General features: G+C 62.7%; 23 protein-coding genes and 1 tRNA gene. 12 read left to right on the plus strand and 12 right to left on the minus strand.

The genetic code is table 11. The features are described 5' to 3' along the window. Window positions 1-8: 8 nt before the first annotated feature. Window positions 9-395 (minus strand): DUF1304 domain-containing protein, encoded by a 387-nt coding sequence (locus tag CQ015_RS01530; RefSeq protein WP_105552046.1) that lies wholly within the window; start codon window positions 393-395, stop codon window positions 9-11. A gap of 99 nt (window positions 396-494) precedes the next feature. Here CQ015_RS01530 and CQ015_RS01535 point away from each other — a divergent pair, with 99 nt between their 5' ends. After that, the gene (locus tag CQ015_RS01535; RefSeq protein WP_096286972.1) at window positions 495-1,073 is read left to right on the plus strand and encodes a TetR/AcrR family transcriptional regulator; all 579 of its coding nucleotides are present in this window, start codon (window positions 495-497) and stop codon (window positions 1,071-1,073) included. 69 nt (window positions 1,074-1,142) lie between these two features. On the opposite strand, the gene gndA is transcribed toward CQ015_RS01535, so the two are convergent. Beyond that, window positions 1,143-2,582, minus strand: a complete 1,440-nt coding sequence (gene gndA, locus CQ015_RS01540) for an NADP-dependent phosphogluconate dehydrogenase (RefSeq protein ID WP_105552045.1) — start codon at window positions 2,580-2,582, stop codon at window positions 1,143-1,145. A gap of 208 nt (window positions 2,583-2,790) precedes the next feature. On the opposite strand from gndA, the gene CQ015_RS01545 reads away from it, so the two are divergent. The 4 genes from CQ015_RS01545 to CQ015_RS01560 all read left to right on the plus strand — a co-directional run bounded on the left by CQ015_RS01545 (window position 2,791) and on the right by CQ015_RS01560 (window position 6,745). Continuing rightward, complete coding sequence (locus CQ015_RS01545; protein ID WP_096286976.1) at window positions 2,791-3,522, plus strand: FadR/GntR family transcriptional regulator; 732 nt, start codon at window positions 2,791-2,793, stop codon at window positions 3,520-3,522. 413 nt (window positions 3,523-3,935) lie between these two features. Beyond that, window positions 3,936-4,673, plus strand: coding sequence for a DUF5058 family protein (locus CQ015_RS01550; RefSeq protein WP_105552472.1), 738 nt, complete (start codon window positions 3,936-3,938; stop codon window positions 4,671-4,673). Between the two features lie 26 nt (window positions 4,674-4,699). Beyond that, window positions 4,700-5,446 carry a hypothetical protein gene (locus tag CQ015_RS01555; protein WP_096286980.1) on the plus strand — a complete coding sequence of 249 codons (747 nt, stop codon included), beginning with the start codon at window positions 4,700-4,702 and terminating at the stop codon, window positions 5,444-5,446. Window positions 5,447-5,518: 72 nt separating this feature from the next. Then, complete coding sequence (locus CQ015_RS01560; RefSeq protein ID WP_105649176.1) at window positions 5,519-6,745, plus strand: amidohydrolase; 1,227 nt, start codon at window positions 5,519-5,521, stop codon at window positions 6,743-6,745. 119 nt (window positions 6,746-6,864) lie between these two features. On the opposite strand, the gene CQ015_RS01565 is transcribed toward CQ015_RS01560, so the two are convergent. Both CQ015_RS01565 and CQ015_RS01570 read right to left on the minus strand, forming a co-directional pair. Continuing rightward, window positions 6,865-8,280, minus strand: a complete 1,416-nt coding sequence (locus tag CQ015_RS01565; RefSeq protein ID WP_105649177.1) for a GntP family permease — start codon at window positions 8,278-8,280, stop codon at window positions 6,865-6,867. Window positions 8,281-8,319: 39 nt separating this feature from the next. Next, entirely contained in the window at window positions 8,320-8,835 is a 516-nt protein-coding gene (locus tag CQ015_RS01570) for a gluconokinase (protein ID WP_219844274.1), read from the minus strand. Between the two features lie 319 nt (window positions 8,836-9,154). On the opposite strand from CQ015_RS01570, the gene CQ015_RS01575 reads away from it, so the two are divergent. The 3 genes from CQ015_RS01575 to CQ015_RS01580 all read left to right on the plus strand — a co-directional run bounded on the left by CQ015_RS01575 (window position 9,155) and on the right by CQ015_RS01580 (window position 10,991). After that, window positions 9,155-9,415 carry a GlsB/YeaQ/YmgE family stress response membrane protein gene (locus CQ015_RS01575; RefSeq protein WP_105649178.1) on the plus strand — a complete coding sequence of 87 codons (261 nt, stop codon included), beginning with the start codon at window positions 9,155-9,157 and terminating at the stop codon, window positions 9,413-9,415. Between the two features lie 268 nt (window positions 9,416-9,683). Beyond that, window positions 9,684-9,938, plus strand: coding sequence for a hypothetical protein (locus tag CQ015_RS18660; RefSeq protein ID WP_141393552.1), 255 nt, complete (start codon window positions 9,684-9,686; stop codon window positions 9,936-9,938). A gap of 360 nt (window positions 9,939-10,298) precedes the next feature. Beyond that, window positions 10,299-10,991 carry a hemolysin III family protein gene (locus CQ015_RS01580; RefSeq protein WP_096286990.1) on the plus strand — a complete coding sequence of 231 codons (693 nt, stop codon included), beginning with the start codon at window positions 10,299-10,301 and terminating at the stop codon, window positions 10,989-10,991. 77 nt (window positions 10,992-11,068) lie between these two features. Here the strand turns inward: CQ015_RS01580 and CQ015_RS01585 are convergent, their stop codons facing one another. The 3 genes from CQ015_RS01585 to CQ015_RS01595 all read right to left on the minus strand — a co-directional run bounded on the left by CQ015_RS01585 (window position 11,069) and on the right by CQ015_RS01595 (window position 14,308). Beyond that, the gene (locus CQ015_RS01585; protein ID WP_096286993.1) at window positions 11,069-12,346 is read right to left on the minus strand and encodes an MFS transporter; all 1,278 of its coding nucleotides are present in this window, start codon (window positions 12,344-12,346) and stop codon (window positions 11,069-11,071) included. Further along, window positions 12,343-13,512, minus strand: coding sequence for an acetylornithine deacetylase (argE, locus tag CQ015_RS01590; protein WP_181150324.1), 1,170 nt, complete (start codon window positions 13,510-13,512; stop codon window positions 12,343-12,345). The genes CQ015_RS01585 and argE overlap by 4 nt, the downstream gene beginning before the upstream one ends. Window positions 13,513-13,633: 121 nt before the next feature. Beyond that, a complete protein-coding gene (locus CQ015_RS01595) occupies window positions 13,634-14,308 on the minus strand; it encodes a TetR/AcrR family transcriptional regulator (RefSeq protein WP_181150325.1) in 675 nt (224 codons plus the stop codon). Window positions 14,309-14,414: 106 nt separating this feature from the next. On the opposite strand from CQ015_RS01595, the gene CQ015_RS01600 reads away from it, so the two are divergent. Next, window positions 14,415-15,638: a glycosyltransferase gene (locus tag CQ015_RS01600; protein ID WP_105649180.1), complete on the plus strand. Its 1,224-nt coding sequence runs from the start codon at window positions 14,415-14,417 to the stop codon at window positions 15,636-15,638. Window positions 15,639-15,722: 84 nt separating this feature from the next. On the opposite strand, the gene CQ015_RS01605 is transcribed toward CQ015_RS01600, so the two are convergent. The 3 genes from CQ015_RS01605 to CQ015_RS01615 all read right to left on the minus strand — a co-directional run bounded on the left by CQ015_RS01605 (window position 15,723) and on the right by CQ015_RS01615 (window position 16,966). Then, entirely contained in the window at window positions 15,723-15,917 is a 195-nt protein-coding gene (locus tag CQ015_RS01605; protein WP_096286999.1) for a CsbD family protein, read from the minus strand. Window positions 15,918-16,020: 103 nt separating this feature from the next. Continuing rightward, the gene (locus CQ015_RS01610) at window positions 16,021-16,317 is read right to left on the minus strand and encodes a transcriptional regulator (RefSeq protein WP_096287053.1); all 297 of its coding nucleotides are present in this window, start codon (window positions 16,315-16,317) and stop codon (window positions 16,021-16,023) included. Then, a complete protein-coding gene (locus CQ015_RS01615; protein ID WP_096287001.1) occupies window positions 16,304-16,966 on the minus strand; it encodes a hypothetical protein in 663 nt (220 codons plus the stop codon). The genes CQ015_RS01610 and CQ015_RS01615 overlap by 14 nt, the downstream gene beginning before the upstream one ends. 334 nt (window positions 16,967-17,300) lie before the next feature. Between CQ015_RS01615 and CQ015_RS01620 the strand changes: the two genes are divergently transcribed. After that, complete coding sequence (locus tag CQ015_RS01620) at window positions 17,301-18,563, plus strand: methyltransferase (RefSeq protein ID WP_308727284.1); 1,263 nt, start codon at window positions 17,301-17,303, stop codon at window positions 18,561-18,563. Between the two features lie 7 nt (window positions 18,564-18,570). Here the strand turns inward: CQ015_RS01620 and CQ015_RS01625 are convergent, their stop codons facing one another. After that, window positions 18,571-19,182: a bifunctional 2-polyprenyl-6-hydroxyphenol methylase/3-demethylubiquinol 3-O-methyltransferase UbiG gene (locus CQ015_RS01625; protein ID WP_105649181.1), complete on the minus strand. Its 612-nt coding sequence runs from the start codon at window positions 19,180-19,182 to the stop codon at window positions 18,571-18,573. A 141-nt stretch (window positions 19,183-19,323) separates the two neighbouring features. Between CQ015_RS01625 and CQ015_RS01630 the strand changes: the two genes are divergently transcribed. Together CQ015_RS01630 and CQ015_RS01635 are read left to right on the plus strand one after the other, a co-directional pair. Continuing rightward, window positions 19,324-20,553 (plus strand): NAD(P)/FAD-dependent oxidoreductase, encoded by a 1,230-nt coding sequence (locus CQ015_RS01630; RefSeq protein WP_258133426.1) that lies wholly within the window; start codon window positions 19,324-19,326, stop codon window positions 20,551-20,553. A 40-nt stretch (window positions 20,554-20,593) separates the two neighbouring features. Then, the gene (locus CQ015_RS01635) at window positions 20,594-22,207 is read left to right on the plus strand and encodes a helix-turn-helix transcriptional regulator (RefSeq protein WP_105649182.1); all 1,614 of its coding nucleotides are present in this window, start codon (window positions 20,594-20,596) and stop codon (window positions 22,205-22,207) included. Window positions 22,208-22,717: 510 nt separating this feature from the next. Here CQ015_RS01635 and CQ015_RS01640 read toward each other — a convergent pair. Next, window positions 22,718-22,793: transfer RNA gene (locus CQ015_RS01640), tRNA-Val, on the minus strand. Window positions 22,794-22,898: the final 105 nt, after the last annotated feature.

Below are 22,898 nucleotides of genomic sequence, written 5' to 3' on the forward strand. Positions count from 1 at the left end.
GAAATAACCTAGAGGGCCAGACCGAGGATCATGAAGATCACCGCGAGGAGCGGCAGCACTCCCTGCTTCAGCGCCGCGGAGGCCTTGTCCGGACTGGAGATCAGCAGTACCGTGGCGGCAAGCACCATGGAACCGGCACCGGTGAGCACCAAGGTGGCTGCGATCACCGGCTGGCCCATGAGGAAAAGCACCACACCGAGCAAAACCGCGATTCCGAGGAACAGGTTGTAGAAGCCTTGATTGAAGGCCAGTTCCTTGGTGGCCTTCGCTTCCGCCTCGCTGGTTCCAAAAATTGCGCGCGCTCGCGGGGTGGTCCACCACACGGATTCCATCAAGAAGATGTAGACGTGAATGATTGCTGCCAACGCGCCAAGCACGAGTCCGGTAATAACCATGATGGAGGGCTCCCTACGGGCTTAGTGGCCCAAGTTATTTTGTAATGACCATTTCAATATATACTGGAATGGTCGTTACCGAAAGTGGAAAGGTATGTGATGGCAAGAACACTAGCTTTCGACCGCGCGGAAGTCATCGAAAATGCTCGCTCGGTTTTCTGGTCGAAGGGCTTCGAGGCTACCTCGGTGCCCGAGCTCGAAGCCGCCACGGGACTCAGCCGCTCGAGTATCTACAATTCCTTCGGTTCCAAGCGTGGCCTGTTCGATGCGGCTGTCGTCAGCTACCTCGAAGAAATCGTGCGGCCTCGGCTGCTCCCGCTGCTCGCAGACCAGGTTCCGGCCTCGGCGCTCACCGACTACCTGCAGGGGCTCGCCGCCGTTTTTGCCCGCCCAGAATCCCTGCCCGCCGCGCATGGCTGCCTGTTGATCAATACCGCCAGCGCACCTTTGGCCCAGGACTCGAAGATTTCGCGCATCATCGGCGAATACCGCGCCGAGTTGCAGGCCGCGATACTCCGTGGCGTGGCCAGCGCGCTGCCCGAGGCGAGTGCGGAGCGCGCGGGCATGCTGAGCACCGCGATCACCGGCCTTGTGGTCGCATCTTTCGCCCTGGTGCGCATAGCGCCCCAGGAGGCCGTGCGGCTGCTGGCCACGGCAGAACTGCTGCTCGCCGACTGACCTCCAATTAAACGAGCACACCCGCAGATTCTAAGAAGAATCTGCGGGTGTGCTCGTTTTACGTGAAGACTAGTGGGTGTCCACTGCCTCGACCTCGGTGCGGTCACCGCTCCACTGCGTGTGGAAGGTGCCTTCCTTGTCGACGCGTCGGTAGGTGTGCGCGCCGAAGTAGTCGCGCAGCCCCTGGGTCAGCGCTGCCGGCAAACGCTCGCGGCGCAGGCCATCGTAGTAGGCAAGCGAGGAGGAGAACAGCGGCGCTGGGATACCCAGCTGCACTGCAACCGAGACCACGCGGCGCCAAGCCGGCACGGCCTTGGCGATTGCCTCGGCGAAGGCCGGAGCGAAGAGCAGGTTGACCGGCTTCTCATCTGCCGAGTAGGCGGCGGTGATGTCCTTGAGCAGGGCGGCACGAATGATGCAGCCTTCGCGCCAGAGCCCGGCGATCTCGTCCATCTTCAGTTCCCAGTTGTACTCACCGGCAGCCGAGGTGAGCATGTCCAGGCCTTGTGCGTAGGAGACGAGCTTCGAGGCGAACAGCGCCTGGCGCACATCCTCGATGAAGTTCTCCGGCAGGGTGACCTCGGTGGTGTTGGCCGCCAGGACTTCCTGGCCCACCGCGCGGATCTCGCGCTGCGAGGACAGCGAACGGGCGAAGACCGATTCGGCGATGGCCGAAACCGGCGAACCCATATCCAGGCCGGACTGCACGGTCCAGCGACCGGTGCCCTTCTGGCCTGCCGAGTCCTGGATGACATCAACCAGTGGCTTGCCGGTGGCGGCATCCGTGTGGCCGAGGACCTCTGCGGTGATCTCGATCAGGAAGCTGGAGAGCTCGCCCTTGTTCCAGTCGGCGAAGATCTCTGCCTGCTTCGCCGGCTCGATGCCAGCGGCATTGCGCATCAGGTCGTAGGCTTCGCCGATGACCTGCATGTCGGCGTACTCGATGCCGTTGTGCACCATCTTCACGAAGTGGCCGGCACCGTCGGTGGAGATCCATGCGCAGCATGGAGCGCCATCGTCGGCCTTGGCCGCAATCTTCTCGAGCATCGGGCCCAGAGCCTTGTAGGACTGGGCCGACCCGCCTGGCATGATCGATGGGCCGAGCAGTGCGCCCTCTTCGCCACCGGAGACGCCAACGCCAACGAAGTGCAGACCCTTTTCGGTCAGTGCCGCTTCGCGGCGGCGGGTGTCGGTGTAGTGCGAGTTGCCGGCGTCGATGACGATGTCGCCCTCTTCGAGCAGTGGCACCAGCTGATCGATGACCGAATCAACCGGACCGCCGGCCTTCACCATGATCAGCACGCGGCGCGGGGTCTCGAGATTCGCGACCAGCTCTTCGAGCGATTCGGTGCGGATGAAGTCACCTTCATCGCCGTGCGTCTCTAGCAGGGCATCGGTCTTGGCGACCGAGCGGTTGTGCAGGGCGACAGTGTATCCGTTGCGGGCGAAGTTGCGGGCGAGGTTCGCGCCCATCACGGCCAGACCTGTGACACCAATCTGTGCAGGCATAAAAATAAGTCTCCATCAGTTACCGGGGAGTTGTACCGTTTTTTGGAAACCGGGAACTCACGGCCTCCATCACGGCCATGTGACGGGTTCTATTCTACGCGTGCGCACCCATCGATTCCCAGACCTGAACGCTTTTTAAAGCATATTTATTTTTCGCCTCGGCTGTGCCAGCGCATCTTGACCAGCAGATATTGGCTAAACTGACGCCATGGCAACTAGTCTGCACGCTCATGTGGTTGAGCACCTCGGCTCCCGAATCGTCAACGGGCAGATCCCGCGCGGATCGATCATCCTGGCCGCCGAGCTGGAGGCAAAGCTCCAGGTTTCCCGTTCCGTGATCCGTGAAGCGGTGCGCGTTCTAGCGCAGTGCGGCCTAGTCACCAGCACCAAACGCGTAGGCATCAGGGTTCTGGGGCCCGAAGAGTGGAATCCTTACGACACTCAGGTCATCCGCTGGCGCCTGGCGAGCGAGCAACGCGGCGCCCAGCTGCGCTCACTGACCGAACTGCGCATCTCGGTGGAGCCGATGGCCGCAGAATTAGCCGCAGAGTTTGCCCCCGAAGCGATGCGCAAAGAGCTTCTGCTGATCTCGGCCCAGATGAATCATTACGGACGCCAGGGCGATTTGCGTCGCTTCCTCGAACTGGATATCCGCTTTCATTGCCTGGTGCTCGCCGCCTCCGGCAATGAAATGTTCGCGAATCTGGCCACCCCCATTGCCGCGATCCTGCGCGGACGCACCGAACTGGGCCTGATGCCCGAACGCCCGCATGAGGAGGCCCTGGCCTGGCACCAGTCGGTTGCCGAAAGCATCTCCCATGTGGATGCGCTCGGCGCACGGCGCAATATGGAAAGCATTATGCGCCGCACGCACAATGAAATCTGCAGCCTGTGGGACGGCGCACCGCGCGTATTCGTCGATCCGAATACGAAAAAATAGCGCCGCGCGACCACGGACCACGACCCGCCCCCGAGTGAGCCCGATACCTTTAATCGCTGGTCAGAGATTTATTCTGCGCTTGCGAGCTGTGGCAGAACACCCGAAAAAACTGTTTTCGATGTGACGTAAGTCAAGTATGGTTAGTGGCACGCGGCGACAGGCCACGAACAATTGCATAGTCTTCCGAACACTCGTGGCCGGTGAATCCCGGAGCACGCTCGGACACCGGTGGGGCTCACTTCGGCCAGCCTCATTCACCCCCGAGCCCCGCCGCGTACGGAAACCTTGGGGCGCAGTTACCGGGCATAACGGTTCCCCGACGAGAAGTGCCTGAGTTGTGCATCGGGCATGAAACTGGTTCAACACGGCGCTCGCTTTCCGCCGTGAACCATGCGCCGAAGGGTAGACCGCTGATGCACTTCCCAGCCGTGGTGGACAACAATTCCACCGATATTCTCGCAGTAGCCAATTCGCCGGTGCTTTGGGCCTGCGCCGTCGGCGTTTTCTTGGTCATCGTGCTCCAGAGCATCATCTACATGAAGGCCGCCAAAATCGCGGCGCCTCATATAGGAATGAGCCAGGCGGAGATCAAGAGAAGCTTTAATGCAGGCGCCATCTCCGCCTTGGGCCCGTCGCTGGCAGTAGTCATGGTGGCGGTCGCCTTGCTCACGGTCTTCGGAACCCCGGCCGTGCTGGTCCGCATTGGTCTGATCGGATCGGTATCCTATGAAACCGCGGCCGCGGCCATCGCGGTGAATTCCACCGGCGCCGAACTCGGTGGCCCCACCTATACCCAAGCGGTCTTCGGCCTGGCGCTTGCGGCCATGAGCCTTGGCGGTGCCATGTGGATGATCGCCACACTGGTGCTCACCCCGCTGCTCAAACGCGGTGATTCGGCGCTGCGCAAGGTCAACCCCGCCATCATGATGATCGTTCCGGGGGCCGCGATGGTCGCCGCCTTTATGGTGCTCGGCATCGGCGAGCTTCCCAAATCCTGGATCCATGTGGTCGCCTTCGGTTCCTCGGCGGTGATCATGACCCTGCTGATGCTCCTCGCCAAACGCGTGGACCGGCCCTGGATCAAAGAATGGGCACTGGGCATCGCCATCATCTTGTCATTGGCCATCACGCACCTCGCTACGCGTGCCTAGCCCACACCGGATTCAAGGAGCACATCATGAGCAATTCCACCGAAATCCACGAGGCGCTCGGAACCTTCGACAAGACCACCTCGCGCTGGGGCCGGATCACCATGATCATTGGCCTCTTTTTCTCCCTCGCGGCCCCAACCTATCTGGTCTTCTTCTCCGGGCTCGATATTGAACTCGCCGGAGTCCTCGCCGCCTTCGCCGCCCTAGCGGCGGTTTTTGGCGTGATCTGGGTCGTTGAACCGCTGACCTATTACCCGATCCTCGGCGCCTCGTCCATGTACCAGGCATTCATGATTGGCAACATCTCCAATAAGCTGCTTCCCGCGGCCATGATCGCCCAGTCGACCATCGGGGTGAGGCCCGGAACCCGCAAGGGTGAGCTGTCCTCGGTCGCTGCCATCTGTGGTGCGGCCGCAGTTCACCTGACCTCATTGTTCATTTTCGTCGGGCTGCTCGGCACCTGGCTGGTCAGCGTGATTCCCGCCGATATCGTGAACACCGTCCAGGTCTACATCCTGCCCACGGTGATGGGTGCGGTTCTCATCCAGGCAATCGTCAGCCAGAAGTCCCCGCGCGCCGCGGTGATCGCGTTGGTGGTCTCGCTGATCGTGGTCTTCGTGCTGTCGCCGCTCTCCCCCAAGATGGCGCTGTTCTCCACCGCGATCGCCGTGATCTCCACGGCCGTGCTGGCCTGGGTGCTACGCGACCGCAAGAGCCTGCCGTCCACGGAAGACTCCGAGGGCGAGGTGCCGCCGGAGGGTCCGGTGTATTAGCAACGAGCCGATTCACTGCGGCGGTTCTGCGTGGTTCCGCCGCACCTACTTGTCAAAGGACCAGGAACTCCGATGAGCAACATCCCGCAGCCACTGAAAATGACCGAGGCCATGGCGGCCGATCTGCTCGACACCTACAAGCATTTGCATGGCAGCCCCGAACTTTCAATGCAGGAACAGCAGACCGCCGCGTATCTCGCGGCGCGTTTGGAGGCGCTTGGTCTTGAGGTGTTCCGCTGCGGGGGCACCGGGGTGGTGGGGGTGCTGCGCAATGGGGCCGGGCCGGTGATCGGGCTGCGCGCTGACACCGATGGGCTGCCCGTCCTGGAGGACACCGGTTTGGATTATGCCAGCCGGGCCAGCGGGGTTTTGGAGGACGGAACCGAAGTTCCGGTGATGCATGCCTGCGGGCACGACACCCACATGGCCACCGCGCTCAAGACCGCCGAGCTTTACGCGCAGGGAACGGAGCATTGGGCCGGTAGCATCGTTTTCATTCTGCAGCCCGGTGAGGAAACGGCCGCCGGAGCCAAGGCCATGGTGGACGACGGCCTGTGGGACAAGGCCCCAAAGCCCGAGGTGATCTACGGGCAGCATGTGATGAACGGGCTGGCCGGAACGATTACCATCATGGAGGGCGCCGCGATGACCACCGCCGATTCCTTCCGGGTCACCGTGTTTGGCCAGGGTTCGCACGGTTCGATGCCCGAGCATTCCATCGACCCCATCGTGCTCGGCGCGGCGATGGTGATGCGCTTGCAGACGATTGTCTCGCGGCAGGTGGCCCCGCAGTCCGCCGCAGTGGTGACCGTCGGGTCATTCCATGCGGGGCTGAAGGAAAACGTGATTCCGGACCGGGCGATCTTCACCCTCAACGTGCGCACCTTCGACCCGAAGGTCCGCGAGACGGTCCTTGGCTCGATCCGGGGCATAATCACCATGGAAGCCGGCGCCTCCGGTGCCCCGGAACCACTGATCGAGGACATCTCGCACTTCCCGCCGCTTTACAACGATCCGGCGGAAACCGCGAGGCTCACCGAAGCATTCCGTGCCGAATTCGGCGCGGAGCGGGTCCTGCCGGGCCAACCGGTGATGGGAAGCGAGGATTTCGGAGCCCTTGGCGCGGCGATCGGCGTGCCAAGCGTGTTCTGGTATTTCGGTGGAAACGACGCCGCGACCCTGGCGGCCGGAACCCCACCGGCGAACCACTCACCGTTTTTCGCACCGGTGCTCGAACCGACCTTGAGCACCGGAGTACGGGCCGCGGTGCGCGCCCTGTACTCGAAAGTCGGCATGTAACGGCTGCGGTGGACTTAGCTGCCCGATGGCAGGCGACCTACTACCCGGCATTCTTAAACAGCTTGCCTCCCGGAATCCACAGATTCCGGGAGGCAAGCTGTCGCCACATATCCAAGAGGCTAGGCGAACATGCTGGCAATCGCATAGAGCACCATGACCACGGCGAAACCGACGAGCGAGATCAGGGTCTGGCTCACGGTCCACACCCGCAAGGTGGTGGGAACGTCCATTTGGAAGAAGCGGGAGATCAGCCAGAAGCCCGAGTCGTTGACGTGGCTGGCAATGACCGAGCCGGCCGCCAGCGCAAGGACCATCAACACGACCTGCAGCGCGCTGAGCGAGGCGTCGGCCAGCACCGCAGGCTGGACGATAGCAGCCGCGGTGGTCAAGGCAACGGTTGCCGAGCCCTGCGCCACGCGGACGACGGCGGCAATCAGGAAGGCCGCAACGATCAGCGGCAGTCCGACATTCTCCAGCGAGGACGCAATGGCGTCGCCGATTCCGCTGGCGCGCAGGACGCCACCGAACATGCCACCGGCACCGGTGATCAAGATGATCGAGCATACCGGGCCGAGCGCCGAATCGACGATCGTCTCGATCAGGGTCTTGTCCTTGCCCTTGCGGAAACCCAGCAGGTACATCCCGAGCAAGACGGTGATGATCAGCGCGACTGGAGTTTCACCCAGGAGCCGCAACCATTGAACCCAGGTTGCTTCCGGATCAACCACGCCTGCGGAACCGAGCATGTTCAGCCCGGTGTTCAGGAAGATCAAGCCCAGCGGGAGCAGCAGCAAGCTGAAAACGGTTCCGACCGATGGGGAGGATTTGAAGTGGTTCTTGTCCTGGCCGTTGCCCAACGCGGCACCCAAGATATCGGGAACCGGGATGTCGAACTTGCGGCCGACGAACTTGGCGAAGAGGTGCCCGGCAATGTACCAGGCGGGAATCGCAACAACCAGACCCATGATCAGCACAAGACCCACGTTGGCGCCCAGCAGGCCGGAGGCTGCCACCGGACCCGGGTGCGGTGGTACGAAGATGTGCATGGCAGAGAATGCGGCCGCGGCGGGAATACCGTAGAACAGCAGCGATCCGCCGAGGCGGCGAGCCACGGTGAAGATGATCGGCAGCATGACCACGAGGCCCGCGTCGAAGAAGATCGGGAAGCCGAACAGCAGCGAGGCGACGGAGAGCGCCAGCGGCGCACGGTCCTCGCCGAATTTATCGATCAGCCAATTCGTCAGCACCTCGGCGCCACCGCTGGTTTCGAGCATCCGGCCGAGCATTGCACCCAGACCCACGAGGAGGGCCACGCTGGCCAAGGTGCTTCCGAAGCCGCTGGTCATCGTGGAGATGATCGATCCTGCCGGAATACCGGCGGCAACGGCCGTAAGTAGGCTGGTCAGCACCAGCGCCACGAAGGCGTGGACGCGGAATCGGATAATGAGCAGCAGCAGCAACGCCACGGCCGCCACGGCTACTCCAAGGAGGCCTGGGGTTCCCAGCGTCCAGTTCATTTCGAGCTCAGTTGTCATTGTCTTCCTTGATCAATGGAGGTTATTAGCGCTTCGGGTCTAGGGCTGGAGTTGGAGCTGCTGGAGCAGATCATTGACGATTTGCTCTGGAGTGTGTGCAATATCCCCGAGGAGCACATGCTCGTCGCTGCCTGGTTCTTCAAGCGTAGCCAGCTGGCTGATCAACAGGGAGCTCGGCATGAACTCGTGTTCTCGCGCCGCCATGCGTTCGCCAATCAAGTCCTTGCCACCGGTGAGGTGAACAAAGAGTGTGCTCGGTTCGTGGGATCGAATCAGATTTCGATAAGCCCGCTTGAGTGCAGAACAAGCGATGACCACCGGTGCGCCTGCCGTACGGCTCGACGCCAAGGTGTTGCCGATGATCTGCAGCCATGGGGTGCGGTCTGCATCCTCGAGGGCAATTCCCGCGGCCATTTTGGCACGGTTTTCCTCCGGATGCAGCGCATCCCCATCGATGAATTCCTGCCCTAGGTGAGCGGCGAGAAGGGCTCCAATGGTGGATTTGCCGCTTCCTGAAACGCCCATCACGATGATGGGCAGGTTGTTCAATGTCATTATTCACTCCGTCGTGCGCGAAACATATATCCGCTTTTATTGGCCTTGCTTGATATAAAAGCAGATTTAAACAGACTAGAAGCGCCACCCTCGCGTGTCAAGGAAAAAATCCCTCGAATCCGAGCTCCACAGAGTCCATGCATGTCAGCTCGCGGATCACCGCGAATACTCGTAAACCTTCATGCGGCGGTTGAGAGTTTTCCAAAAACTCTCTTAAAAAATTGCCAAGGACGTGGAACTCCTACTCAAAGACGAGTAGTGTCACCACCAAGTAGGTCAAACCCGACCACTTCTGATAGTTAGACCATTGGAGAGAACCATGGGATTTATTGGATGGATAGTTCTGGGATTGATTGCCGGAGCTATCGCAAAAGCAATTTTGCCAGGCAAGCAAGGCGGCGGCTGGATAATGACCTTGCTGCTCGGTGTTGTCGGCGCTGTCGTCGGCGGCTGGATCGGTAGCGCCATCTTCGGTGTTGGTGTCGACGAGTTCTGGTCGCTTTCAAGCTGGCTGCTCGCTATCGGCGGTGCGCTGGTTGTCCTGGTCATCTGGGGCTTCATCACCAAGAAACGGGCTTGATCAGCTCCCGAGGCGCCTAGTCCTCGGGCTTAAGGTCTCAAGGGGCCCGGAAATCGACATTAATCGATTTCCGGGCCCCTTGCCTTGCCATCCGCCGCTAATCGGCTAGATCCTCCAGCGTAGTCGCGCGTCCGGCTTAGCTGCCCGCCGCGTATCTGATCTTGATGTTCTCCGGAATCTGCGGCATGGCAGCGACTTTTTTACCGGTTGGCTTGATCGGCTTTACCTTGGCAGCCTTTGGCTCCGGCAACTTCTCAGGACCTTTTTCATGGCATTCTTTTCGGCCTTGGTTACCGGCAAGGCGTATTTTTTCTTCACGCTGATCTGGGTGGCCACATATTGGCACCGGAAGGATTTATTTTTCGGCATCCACTCGGCCGCGTTCTTGCGCCTTTTTGGCGATTTGCCGACGCCGAGGAAGCCATCAGTTTCAACGGTTCGTTGGCTAACGTCTGCCGCTGCGGCTGGGGCAGTTTCTGGCCTCCGGAAATCCACGCATTCTTCAGTGCCGCCACATGATTAATGTCGACCGAAGCTACCGAGCCAATCGCGAGCACGGCTAGAAGACGGCGCAGCATTTGCCTCTCCCCTTTGCGCAAGTGAATGACGATGGTTGAGAGGTGATCGGGCTTGCTGATCGGCCACAGCAAGCTTTGACGGAATCTTCAACCACATAGGTAGCTTAACCCGCCAATTCCCCGAGAGCGCTCCGGCACGAGGGCCGGAGGCAGAGCCGAAATTGAGCGCCTTGAACGACGAATACCTTTCGTTCACAGACACGTCATCGGTGCATTTGATGCCCAATAGTGTGGAAAACGAAGCTGCTGGTCTCACGTAGACTTCAAGCAACTAGGCACACGTCTTCGACTAGCTAAGGAACCGCATGACAGGCAACTTCTCCGAAGCCAACGAGCCGACCCCGCCGAGGAAACGTCGGGAGCCGACCCCAGGAACCGAACGGACCAGATGGCGCGGTGTCATTCATGCGTGGAGCACCCCGCTGGTCATCATCTTGGGCTTGCTCTTGGTGGTTCTCGCTCAGGGTGCGGCCGCGGAATGGTCTACCGCCGTATTTGTGCTCACCTCGATTACGCTGTTCGCGACATCGGCCATGTACCACCGGGGCAATTGGAGTCCGCAGACCATGGTCTGGTTCCGGCGCGCCGACCACGCGAATATTTTCCTGCTGATCGCCGGTACCTATACTCCGATTGCCATCCAGATCTTGGAGAGGCCGCAAGCCACGTTGACGCTGTCGATCATCTGGGCCGGCGCCGTACTCGGGGTTCTGGTGAAGACCTTTTGGCCATCAGCACCACGCTGGTTCTCCGTAGCGCTCTATATCCTGCTCGGCTGGGGTGCGGTCATGGATATCCCCTCCTATTGGGCAGCGAGCCCTGCGGTTCTGCTGCTCATTCTGGCTGGCGGCTTGTTCTATACCGTGGGTGCGGTGTTCTACGCGATGAAGCGACCGAACCCGATCCCTACGGTCTTCGGATTCCATGAACTATTCCATGCCTGCACGGTCTTGGCCTTCCTCTGCCACTGGACCGCGGTGCTGCTGGTAGTCCGCTAGGGGCGCGCAACGAAAAACGGCTTCGATCTTCCACAAGGGAAGATCGAAGCCGTTTGGCTTGGGGCCGCGCCCGAGGGCTAGCGCAGCTTGTAGCGCAAGCGAATGAAGGCCAGGCCGATCAACGAAACCACGGCGATGGCCATGTAGTACAGGCTCGGCGCGTCCAAGGATCCGGTCACGCTGAGCAGCCAGGTCAGCACCAGCGGCGCGATTCCGCCGAGCAGGGTCACCCCGACGTTGTAGGTCACCGAGATGCCCGAACCGCGAATGGCTGCCGGGAACAGCGAAGAAATCAAGGCTGGCAACGGTCCGAAGTAGAAGGACATGATCACGCCAAGCAAGGCGATCACCAGGATCATCACCGGGATGCTCGGGTTGCTTGTCATCAGCTTGAACAGCGGCCAGGCGAGCACCAGCGCGCCGACCGCAGCCCAGGTCATGACCTTTGCCGGACCCACCCGGTCAGCGAGGTGCCCGATCAATGGCACGCTGATCAGCGTGATGGTGCCGGCGACAACTCCGCCGAGGAACGCGGCATCGGCTGGGATATTCAGATTCGTCACCGCGAAGGTCGGCATGTACAAGATCATGTACACCGAGATCGTGGCCACGCCGATGGCCGCCGATCCGGCCAGGAGCCGCCCGTAGTGCTGGCTGAACAACTCTCCCAGCGGGGACTTGACCTTCTTGGTGGTGATGAACTCCTCGGTCTCTTCCAGGCGCGCACGAATATACAGTCCCACCGGACCGATGAGCAGGCCTACGAAGAACGGCACACGCCAGCCCCAGCTTTCCAAGGACTCCTGGGATAACTGGGTGGTCAGCACGTAGCCGAATCCGGAAGCTAAAAGCATCGAGACGCCCTGCGCGGCGACCTGCCACGAGGAGTAGAACGCCTTCTTGTGCGGCGCGCTTTCGATCAGGAATGCAGTGGCGGTGCCGAACTCGCCGCCGGCGGAGAAGCCCTGGATCATGCGTGAGAGCAGGATGATCAGCGCGCCCCAGACCCCGACCATCGCATAGGTGGGAGCCACCGCCATGATCAGCGTTCCGACCATCATCAGCATCAAGGTGAGCGTCAGCGCCTTTTTCCGGCCCTTGCGGTCCGCATAGCTGCCGAGCACCATGCCGCCCAGCGGCCGGATGAGGTAGGAGATGGCGAAGGTCGCAAAGGTCAGGATCAGCGCGAAGCTCGCATTGGACTCCGGGTAGAACAGCTTGGCGATGGTGGTGGCGAAGGTGGCGTAGACAATGATGTCGAACCACTCCAGGGCGGCGCCAATGGAGGAGGAAATAACCGCCTTGCGGGCTACGGCCAGCTGCTGCGGGGTAGCTATCTGTTCGCTGGTGCTCATGCGGACAGCTCTTCGGCCAGACGCAGAATGAAGTTCTCGCAGTCAACGAGCTGCTGCAGTTCGATGAACTCATCCGGGGCGTGCGCCTGCGCGATGTCGCCCGGGCCGCAGACGACGGTGGGGATTCCGGCGGCGGAGAACAGGCCGGCCTCGGTGCCGTAGGTGACCTTTTCGTCGGTGGCGATCGCACCGCAGGCGGCGCTGAGGCCAACGATCTCGGCGTCCTGGACGGTTTCCAGTCCCGGGGCGCCGGCAATCTGCTCGAACTCCACCGAACCTGCCGAGTTGACCTGTTGCATCTGCGCTTCGAGCTCGCTTGCGTAGTCGCGGAAACGCTGAATCAGCGCTGCGCGATCCACGACCGCCAGCGAACGGAATTCAAAGTGCACCACGCATAGCGAAGGGATCGTGTTCACCGCGATGCCCCCGTCGATGCGGTTCACGTTCATGGTGGTGGTCGGCTCGATGAAGGCGGCATCCGACGGGCCGTCGGTGCGCAGTTCCTTGGAGACCTCTTCGACGAAGCTGGCGAAGCGCAGCGCGTAGGAGATCGCATTCAGGCCCTCGCCTGGCAGCGAGGAGTGCGCCGCGATGCCGTTGAACGCCACTCGGAAAACGTTCATGGACTTGTGCCCGCGAATGGCGCGCATGCTGCTCGGCTCCCCCACGATCGCTCCGCGCGGGGCGAGTTCCTGGCGGGTGATCTCCTCCACCAGGCTGACCGCACCCACGCAGCCGACCTCCTCGTCATAGGACAAGGCCAGGTGGATCGGCTCGGCTAGCTTCGCGGCCGTCAGCTCGGGAAGCTTGGCCAGGATGACGCCGATGAAACCCTTCATATCGCAGGTGCCCCGGCCGTAGAGCTTGCCGTCGCGGACCTGGGCGCTGAATGGTTCGCTGGACCAGTCCTGCCCGTCGACCGGGACGACGTCGGTGTGTCCGGACAGCACGATGCCGCCGGTACGCGATCCGTCGGCCGCCGGGATGGTGGCCAGCAGGTTCGCCTTGCTGCCATCTTCGTTGTGGATGAGCTGCGAGCTGATGCCGGCCGCGTCGAGCTTGCCGACCACCAGGTCGATCAGTGGCAGGTTGCTGTCGCGGCTGGTGGTATCGAGGCTGATCAGTTCGTTGATCTGCGCCATGGTCGCTTCGGCTGGTGAAGCCATAATGAACTCCCGGTCTTCGTGGTAACTACGATCTGCCAATGCTTTCACACCAAGTCACCGCCGCAAAGAAGATTTCAAACTATGGCCAACACCTAGCGGGCCGATGCCCCGCCAGGTGGCCTCAGTCCAGCCCTGCGCCGCGCAGGTAAGTGGTGATGAGTGTGGCGAAGACTTGGTCCTGATCCACGCTCGCCGGACCTTGGGCGAGCGACTCGGCCAGCAGCGGGTACTTGCCCGTCCCCAGAGCGGAGATCAGTGCTGCTGCGCCCTTGGGATCGCCGTCGCCCGCCGGTTCGCCTTGTTCGTTCTGCACGAAGGCCGAGGTGATGGCGGTCAGCATGGCGATGGTTTGAAGTTTTGCGGCCCCGGTGAGCGCGGTGAATTGCAGCGCCGCCAGTCCGCGCTCCAGATACGCCAGCGTGTGCGGCCCCAGCGCGCGCTTGGCCAGCAGCAGCGGCGCCACCCACGGATGCCGGTGCATGATGTTCCGCCCCTGCCTGGCCAGGGCGAGCAGCTGCTCGCTGGCGCTACCGTCCAGGCCATTGAGCTCATAGCTGGAACTCACCTGGTCGATCATGAGATCCACCAATTCCTCAACGGAGTCCACATAGCGATAGAGCGAGGCCGCGCCCGAACCTATTTCCGCGGCTACCCCGCGGATGGAGACCGCGCCGATCCCCTCCCGATCTGCCAGCTCCACGGCCGCCTGGGCAATCTTTTCGCGCGAGTGCTGGGGCTTCGGGCCGGTGCTGCGCCGGGCGCTGGCCCCAACGGTGGCCGGTTGCTTTTGCTTCACTACGGTGTTCCCCCCAGTTGCGCCTTGGCTGTTGTAATCCCTTGCTTCCATTTGACTATATACTTAATTGCGAACGGTGATCGCAATTAAGTATCGAGGGAGAAAAATGCGTGTACTCATGGTGACCCCAGGCACTCGGGGCGACGTGGCTCCGATGGCCGGGCTGGGCAAAAAACTGCAGGAGCACGGCTTTGCGGTGTCCATTGCCGCCAACGTCGCGCATGCGCCGCTGATCACCGCTGCCGGATGCAGCTATCATGAGCTGCCCGGTGACATGAGTGCGCTAGTCAGCCCCGCCGCCCCGGGGGCCAAACCGAGCGCCAGCCAATTGTCCTGGTACATGCGCGAGCTCGGGACCTATTTCGACTCGGCGGCCACCGGCACGCTCGAAGCGGCCGAACAGGGCGCGGATGTGATCATCGCAAATTCGGTCGCCCCCTACGCCTATGATGTCGCCGAAGCCTTCGGCATCCCGGTGATCGGCGCTCATCTACAGCCCAACGAGCCCAGTACGGCCTATGCGCCGATGGTCCTAGGCACCGCACGCAGCTTCGGAGCCCTGGGAAACAAGGCCTTGGGTTCCCTCATCGGCTCCGGCAAAGCACCGTACGACGCCCCGGTGGCACGGATCCGCGCCGGCCTCGGACTGCCCAAACGCACCCGGGCCTCCGGCGAACGCCAACGCAGGCGTGCCAACGCCCCGGTATTGCATGGCTTCAGCTCATCGATCGTCCCGCGCCCCGCGGACTGGCGCTCGGGCTTGAGCAACTGCGGGTATTGGTGGCCGGCAAGCGATGAAGCTTGGACGCCACCTTCCGCGCTGGCCGACTTCCTCGCCGAGGGCCCGGCTCCGATCTTCATCGGCTTCGGCAGTACCGAGGCGCTGGATCCGGAGTTCATGCTCGACGTGGCGCGTCGCAGCGGCAGACGGGCGATCTTGCAGGGTGCCCCAGAAATCAGCGAGCCGGGCATTCTCGGGATCGGAGCTGCCCCGCACCAGTGGCTGTTCCCGCAGATGGCCGCGGTGATCCACCATGCCGGGGCAGGCACGACGGCCGCAGGCTTGCGCGCCGGAGTCCCCACGATCGCGGTGCCAATTTTCACCGACCAGCCCTTCTGGGCCGCCCGGGTACACGCGCTAGGCGCGGGCGTGGAGCCGGTGAAGTACAAGGATCTGAGCGTCGACCGACTAACTGCCGCCATAGAACAGACGCTGTCCACGGACCACTACGCCGCCAACGCCTCGCGCATCGCTCGGCTGCTGGCCGAGGAAGAAGACAGCTCGCTGCCGGTGGCCAGGGCCCTTCGCGAGGCCGCAGCGGCTCGCTAGGAACGCCGCCGCAATCGCATTGGACCCCGGACGCGCCAACGGCACCCATCGAATAATCGATGAGTGCCGTTGGCCAAAAATCGTTTACTTGTTCAGATCGTCGCGGACATCCTTGGCGGCGTCCTTCACTGCTTCGCCAGCCTGCTTGGCCTTGGCAGCTGCCTGGTCTTTGACACCTTCAGCTTGCAGGTTCTCATTGTTGGTTGCGTCGCCTACGGACTCTTTGACCTTGCCGGAGGCTTCCTGCGCCTTGTTTTTGAACTTATCGCCCAAACCCATTGGATGTTCTCCTATCAATTGATCGAACAACTTACTTTTCCGACGCTACCTGCCAAGGCCTAGTGCGAACTGTCCGGAACCTTGGCGTTGGCTGACAGTTCCGCTAAGGCGTTGTTGCCAGCAGTGCACGAAGCTGCTGCTTGTAGTTTTCGAAGGCCGCGCGGCCCTTGCTCGTGAGCGCAATGTAGGTGACCGGCGATCGCCCCTCGAGGATCTTCTCCACGCTCACATACTGGCTGTCCTCCAACTTGCGCAGGTGCGTCGCCAAGTTCCCCGAGGTCATTCCCAGCAGCCCCTGGAGTTTGGGAAAGGACATGCTGTCGCCTGCGCGCAGGGCATCGAGCACGGTGATGGTGCGCAGTCTTGCCTGCGCATGGATCACCGGGTCAAGCTCTTGCATGCCCACCGCGAACCACCTCGCCCGAAACCAATGCGGGCCGAGCGCCATGCAGCAGCCCCAGGGCGATCAGCCCAAGTCCGCCGAGCACACCGGCCAAGAGGTTATAGGGGGCCGGCACCGCCAGCGAGATGAGCCCGACGAGAAGAATCCACGCGCCGAAGATCAATTGGGTCCGATCATTCCAGATCAGCGATCCGGCGACCACCAGCACACCGACCACCAGGCACAGAGCCGCCAGCGAGAAGGCCAGCAAGCCCATGGCGTCGAGCCCCGAGGCATGCAGGCGCCACCCGAGCAGTCCGGCGAAGATCATGCCCAGGGTGAAGGTATTTCCGTAGATCGCGCCTTCGACCATCGAAGGACCCTTGGTGCCCACCGCGCGCTTGGCCGAGTGAACGGCCGAGAATACGATGGCAAGCACGAAGGCGATCACCGCGATACCGACCCCGAGCAACCTGGGCAGCAACGGTGCGCCGAGCGGTGCGAACGTGAAGAAGATCGCCAGGAAGGCGATAACCCACCCGGTCCCCCAGAGCGAAAAGAGCAAGCGCTGATCCGGGCTCAGGGCCTCGCGTGTTTGCCGCGCGTCGACCTCGATGCCCTGCAGGATCCGGGCCGGATCCACCTCATGCCCATTCTTGTTGTCCATGGCGTTACCTCTCCCTCGCCGAGCCGTTCGCGCAATCCACAAAGTAGTTCGCGGTGGAAAGCGCTTTGCATTACAAAGTTAAAGATAGCACTCGCCCACCCGATAGTGAAGAGACCATTTCCGCAAAGCCCGGCGCCGGCCAACCAGGTTTTCCCGAACCCCCTGGAACACACAGGTCACAGGCCCTCAGAGGCGGTTTTGACCTAGTGAAAATGCAGCGGAACATATGCACAGCCAGCGCGTTCTGGGCGCAGGTCCGCTTCGCGCACGGTGATCTTCGTCAACGGCGGCAAGCCGGAGATCGGAGCACGCCGGCCCGGTTTCCTCGGTATCATTGGAACTATCGAACTTCGCAGCAGTTCTGCTCGTGCGCGGTTGCCAATCGGGTGAGCACCACGAATCGACGAGGTGGATTCTTATCTCTCACGCACCCATTGCCGCCGATCAATTGATCTGCTGGGAACACGAGGGCGTACGCACCTCGGCCAGCTGGTGGTCGGCTAATGCGCGCTCGGCGCCCAAAGATCTTGTTGTCGTCGACGATCGCCTCACCGCGGATGCGGCCATGCGAAATGCCGCCCGGGGCACCGCAATGCTGTGGCTCGGCGACTTCCACAATGCCAAGCAGCTACTGGCGGCCATCGACCGCCGCCTGGCCAAGGCCGGCACCGGCAAGGCCTCCCGCAAGCCGCTGACCGACGCCGAGAAGTTCTATGCCATCCGGCAATCCCGCGCCCAGCGCTCACGGATGATGTCCCTGCTCCTGGTCCCGCTGAACTTCGACACACCCGGCGGCACCGCGACGCTGCCGCTGTCCCGGGCCCCGCTGGTCGGTTCCGCGGTGGCATTCGGCTACGCGCAACAGGCGCAGCCTGCAACGGGCCACGCGGTAGTCAGCCTGCAGGAACTGACCGGCATGCTCGGCGCCTACCAGTGGTTCCTCAACGGCGTTGACGTTCCCGCACTGGGAGCGAAGATCCACCCCCACTACGGCACCTTCCTGCCCACCCGCCACGAGTACGTTGACCTGGTGGCCAAGGCACCGCTCAATACCCACCAGCTGGCCTTCGACATCGGCACCGGCACCGGGGTGCTGGCCGCCGTGCTGGTGGCCCGTGGGATGAAAAACGTGCTCGGCACGGACATCCATCAGCGCGCGGTTGATTGCGCGAACGATAATTTTGCGCGCTTGGGCTTCCAAGACGCTGCGCGAGCCGAGCTGACCAGCATGTTCCCCGCGGGCAAGGCCCCCTTGGTGATCTGCAATCCGCCGTGGCTGCCCGGGAGCGCGCCAAGCTCGCTGGATGCGGCGGTCTACGATCCGGGAAGCAAAATGCTGCTGCAGTTCCTGGGCGGACTGCCCGAACACCTGACCGAAGATGGCGAGGGCTGGTTGATCATCTCGGACCTCGCCGAGCTGCTCGGCCTGCGCACCCGTGAGCTGTTGCTGGAAGCCATCGATCATGCGGGACTGGAGATCATCGACCGGCTCGACACCTCCCCTACCCATGCCCGGGCCAAGGACCACTCGGACGTTCTGCACGCGGCGCGCTCGCGGGAAGTCACCTCGTTGTGGCGGCTGCAAGCCAAACGCTAAGACACAGCTAGTCCTTGCGTCCAAGCACGGCGACCAGGAAGTCGTCGGCCGCCCGATGCATATTCCAGCTGGAGTAGCGCTGCTGCAGTTCCAGTCCGGCCTGCGCCGCATCCGCTACGAACTCGGCGAAATCGTAGCCCCGCCCGGAACCGAAGCCGACGACGAGGCGGCCTTCCGGCGCCAAATGCCCGCGCAGCCGTTGCAACGCAGGCAGCCGTTCACCCTGGGCCAGGAAGGTCAGGACATTTCCGGCACAGACGATGAGGTCGAATTCTTGGGCCGCCCCGGACTCGTCGTCCAACGTGAACGTGGCAAGGTTTCCGGCGTGCCACTGCGCTGCCGGGTAGTCCTCGCGGGCCACCGAGATGAGGTGCTCATCCAGATCGACGCCGACTACTTGGTGTCCGCGCTCGGCAAGCCAGCCGCCGATGCGACCGGTACCGCAGCCGGCATCGAGTATCCGGCTCCCCCGCTCGGCCATGGCATCAATCGTTCGGGCTTCACCGAAGATATCGTTGCCCTCGGCGACAATTTTCCGCCACCGCTGAGCATAGTTCTGGGCATGGTCGGGATTGGCGCGCACCGCGGCGAGCCATACGTTTTCTTCGGGAGCACTCATGCCTCCAGTTTCCCACGCCGGCGTGCACAAGCACCATTCACGATGCCGCGGCCATGGGTATTTTTACCCATGAGCCCGCGTCGCGAAGTTGCGTGAATCGCCCGACGCGGACCTGGCCGCTGGCTGCGTAAGGTGAAATCCATGATCGGTTCGGGGGCTTCCCGGCACCGTAAACCAGCGAAGCCTTCGCTGATTTCCATGGCTCGCATGGAGGATGTCATGTCCAACCACAAGCAGGAAAAATCAACACCCACCCAGCCGGTGCGCAACGTCGACACACTGGTCATCGGCGCCGGCCAGGCCGGGCTCTCCGCGGCCCAGCAGCTCAAGGAACGCGGCGGAGACTGCCTCGTGCTGGAAGCCGGGGAACGGATCGGCGACCAGTGGCGCCACCAGTACGATACGCTGCGCTTGTATACCACCAATCGGGTCAACCATCTGCCCGGGATGAAGTTCCCCGGCGAACCCCGCGGCTTTGCCAGCAAGGACGAACTGGCCGACTTCCTGGAGCACTATGCGGCCAGCTTCGAGCTGCCGGTGCTCTGCCGGGCGCGGGTCAGCTCGCTCACCGGGCACGGGCAGCGGTTCGTGGCACAAACCGCTGCGGGAGAAATCCACGCCGAGCAGGTAGTGATCGCCACCAGCCCCTTTGGCCAGCTGCCGGCCATCCCGCAGTTGGCCGATGAGCTCGACGAACAGATCCTGCAATTGCACTCCAGCGAATACCGCCGCCCGGGACAGCTCAAGCCCGGCCCGGTGCTGGTGGTCGGCGCCTCGCACTCGGGCTGCGATATCGCTTGGGAAGTTGCCCAGCGGCACCCGACGATGTTGAGCGGGCGCGACACCGGTGAGGTCCCGGTGCCCTGGGGCAGCCCGCTGATCCACCTGGTCGTTCCGCTGGTGATGTTCGCCCACACCTATCTGGAAACGCGCAGCACCCCCTTCGGCCGGCGCAAGCGCCTCGAGGTTCTGGAGCACGGGGCGCCGCGGCTCCGGGTGAAACGCGCGGATCTGGCCGCCAGGGGCGTGAAATGGCACGAGCAGCGAGTCACCGGGGTTCGCAACGGCCAGCCGGTGCTTGCCGACGGCACCGTGCTGGAGGTGGAGAACGTCATTTGGGCCACCGGCTTCCGCCACGACTACTCCTGGCTGAAATTGCCGGTGCTCGATGAATCCGGCTGGCCGCGCGAATACCGCGGCGTCGCCCAGGATGTGCCGGGGCTGTACTTCTGCGGACTGGCCTTCCAGCACTCGGAGGCTTCGATGAACCTCTTCGGGGTGGGGCGCGATGCCGCCTACGTCGCACGGCAGATCATCCCCCGCGCATCGAGCCCGCGCAAGGCCGCGGACACCGAGCGAATGATTGCATAGCAAATTCCATGGGCGTAGCCTCGCAAGTGAGGCTACGCCCATGGATAATCCCGAATCTGACCCAGCGCACCAACCGGAGCATCAGGATCTGCAGCCCGAGCAGCTGATGGCCCGAGGCACGCACGCCCATTTGACCGGCGAATCCGCCCGCGGTCTTGACCTGCTGCACCAGGCATTCGTGAAGTTCGGCGAGCAACATCAACCGGCGCAGGCATTGCAGGCGGCCTTCAGGATCACCATGATCTATGGCACCAGCGGACAGCCCGCGCTGTTTAATGGCTGGTTGGCTCGCTCGCGCTCCCTGCTGGCCGAGCATGGATCCGCCGCCGACGGCTTACCACCAGCGCTTGAGGTGGCCGCCGGGTACCACGGGGTGCTGCAGCTGCATCAAGCGCTGCTGAGCGGCGGATTTGCCGTCGTGACGCAACAAGCCGCCGAAATCCTGCGGCTCGGACGCATTCACCACAACGCGGACCTGCAGGCGCTGGCCCTGGTTGCCAGCGGCCGCTCAAGCATCTACGCCGGGCGGGTGCCGGCCGGCCTCGACATGCTCGACGAGGCCATGGCCCTGGTCCTGGCCGGGGAATGCGAGGCCATACCCACCGGTCTTGTCTGGTGCGCCGCCATCGAAGCCTGCCAGGAAATCGGCGCCATCGACCGGGTATCCCAATGGACCGAGGCACTGGCCAGCTGGCGGGCGGAGCGCCCGCAGATTACCGCTTTCGGCGGGGAATGCTCGCTGCACACCGGGCAGATCCTGGCCTTGCGCGGTTCCTGGGGTGCGGCCATCGACGAGTTCACCACCTCTTGCCAACGTTTCGAGCTCCGCTCCCAGCCCTATTCCGCAGGGGTTGCGCAGCGCGAACGCGGGGATCTGCTGCGCATCCAAGGTGATTTCAGCGCCTCCGATGAGGCCTACCAGGCTGCGGCGGAGTATGGCTGCGACCCGCAGCCGGGACTAGCACTGCTGTGGTTGGCCAATGGCTCAAACGAAGCTGCCCTGGCCGCCATGCGACGTTGCCTGGATGAGCGCCAATTGCCCGCCCAACGCCTCGCGCTCCTGCCGGCCGGCATCGAGATCGAGCTGCGACTGGGCACCCGGGACGCGGCGGAGCGGTTGCTGAGCGAGCTGGACGGACAGGCCGATGCCACCGGTTGCCTGATCACCCTGGCCGCGGCCGCCTATGCCCACGCCGATCTGGAGCTCTCCAAGGACGATGCCCACGGAGCTCTGCCCTATGCCCGCAAGGCGGTGCAGGACTTCGGGCAGATCCGCGCACCCTATCTCTGCGCTCGCTCCCGGGTCCTGTTGGCCCGCTCCCTGCTCGCGGTCGGCGACACCCGGAGCTTTCATGCGGAGATGCAGGCCGCCACGGCCACCTTCGAGCAGCTGGGCGCCACTCCGCAAGGCGCCGCGGCCCAGTCGCTGCTGCAGCAGGTCGGCCACGCCGAACCCGCTCCGGGCGGGCTGACCGCTCGCGAGGTCCAAGTGCTGCAGTTGGTGTCCGCCGGGCACAGCAACCGGCAGATTGCCCAGGAACTCTATCTGAGCGAAAAGACAGTTGCGCGGCACCTGAGCAATATCTTCACCAAGATCCAGGTGCCATCGCGCACCGCGGCCGCGGCCTGGGCCTACGAACACGCTCTGGCTTGAAATCGCTCAGGTACGCCTCCGGGCCGGTGCCTCGCGTGGGCCCGGGCCCGTACTTGGATGCTCCGGGCATGGCGAGCAATGCGGCCTCATATCGAGCTCCCTCGTTTTAATCTATGGAGATAGCCCGGGCGCACCCGTGCGCTCTGTGCCTGCCCAACTGGGACTTGCCTCGTGGATAAATCGCATGGCTAATCGGCAAAGCCTCAACTGGCCAAATTTTCGGGCGAAGTAAATGTGCGTGCACTACCGCCCCACCTTCTGGGCAGCCAGATGCAGCGCAACTATGGCCCGAGCAATCGCCAGTCTCCCGTAAGTCGGCTTCTTTCCGCCGGGCTCAATGCACCATACAGGCCCAATGGTTTTCGTTGTCGGGCCCTTATTCGACCAGTCTGGGCATTCGCATGCCGTGGCTATGGCAGTCTGGTCAGGCCGGATCGTCCCGTTTCGCAATCAAATACGAGAAAACCCGCTTCATCCAGCCTGATTAGACTAGATGAAGCGGGTTTCGCTTGGTGGGCCCTACCGGGATCGAACCGATGACATTCACGGTGTAAACGTGACGCTCTACCAGCTGAGCTAAAGGCCCTGACCATTGCTGAACGAAGAATCTCCTTCGCGCCAACAGAGAATAACTTTACTTGCGATTCCCTATCCGCGCAAATCAGCAGGGCGTGACGTGCGTCTCCCACTT

Origin of the sequence: Arthrobacter sp. MYb221, assembly GCF_002979835.1 — a bacterium.
In the GTDB taxonomy this organism is placed as follows: domain Bacteria; phylum Actinomycetota; class Actinomycetes; order Actinomycetales; family Micrococcaceae; genus Glutamicibacter.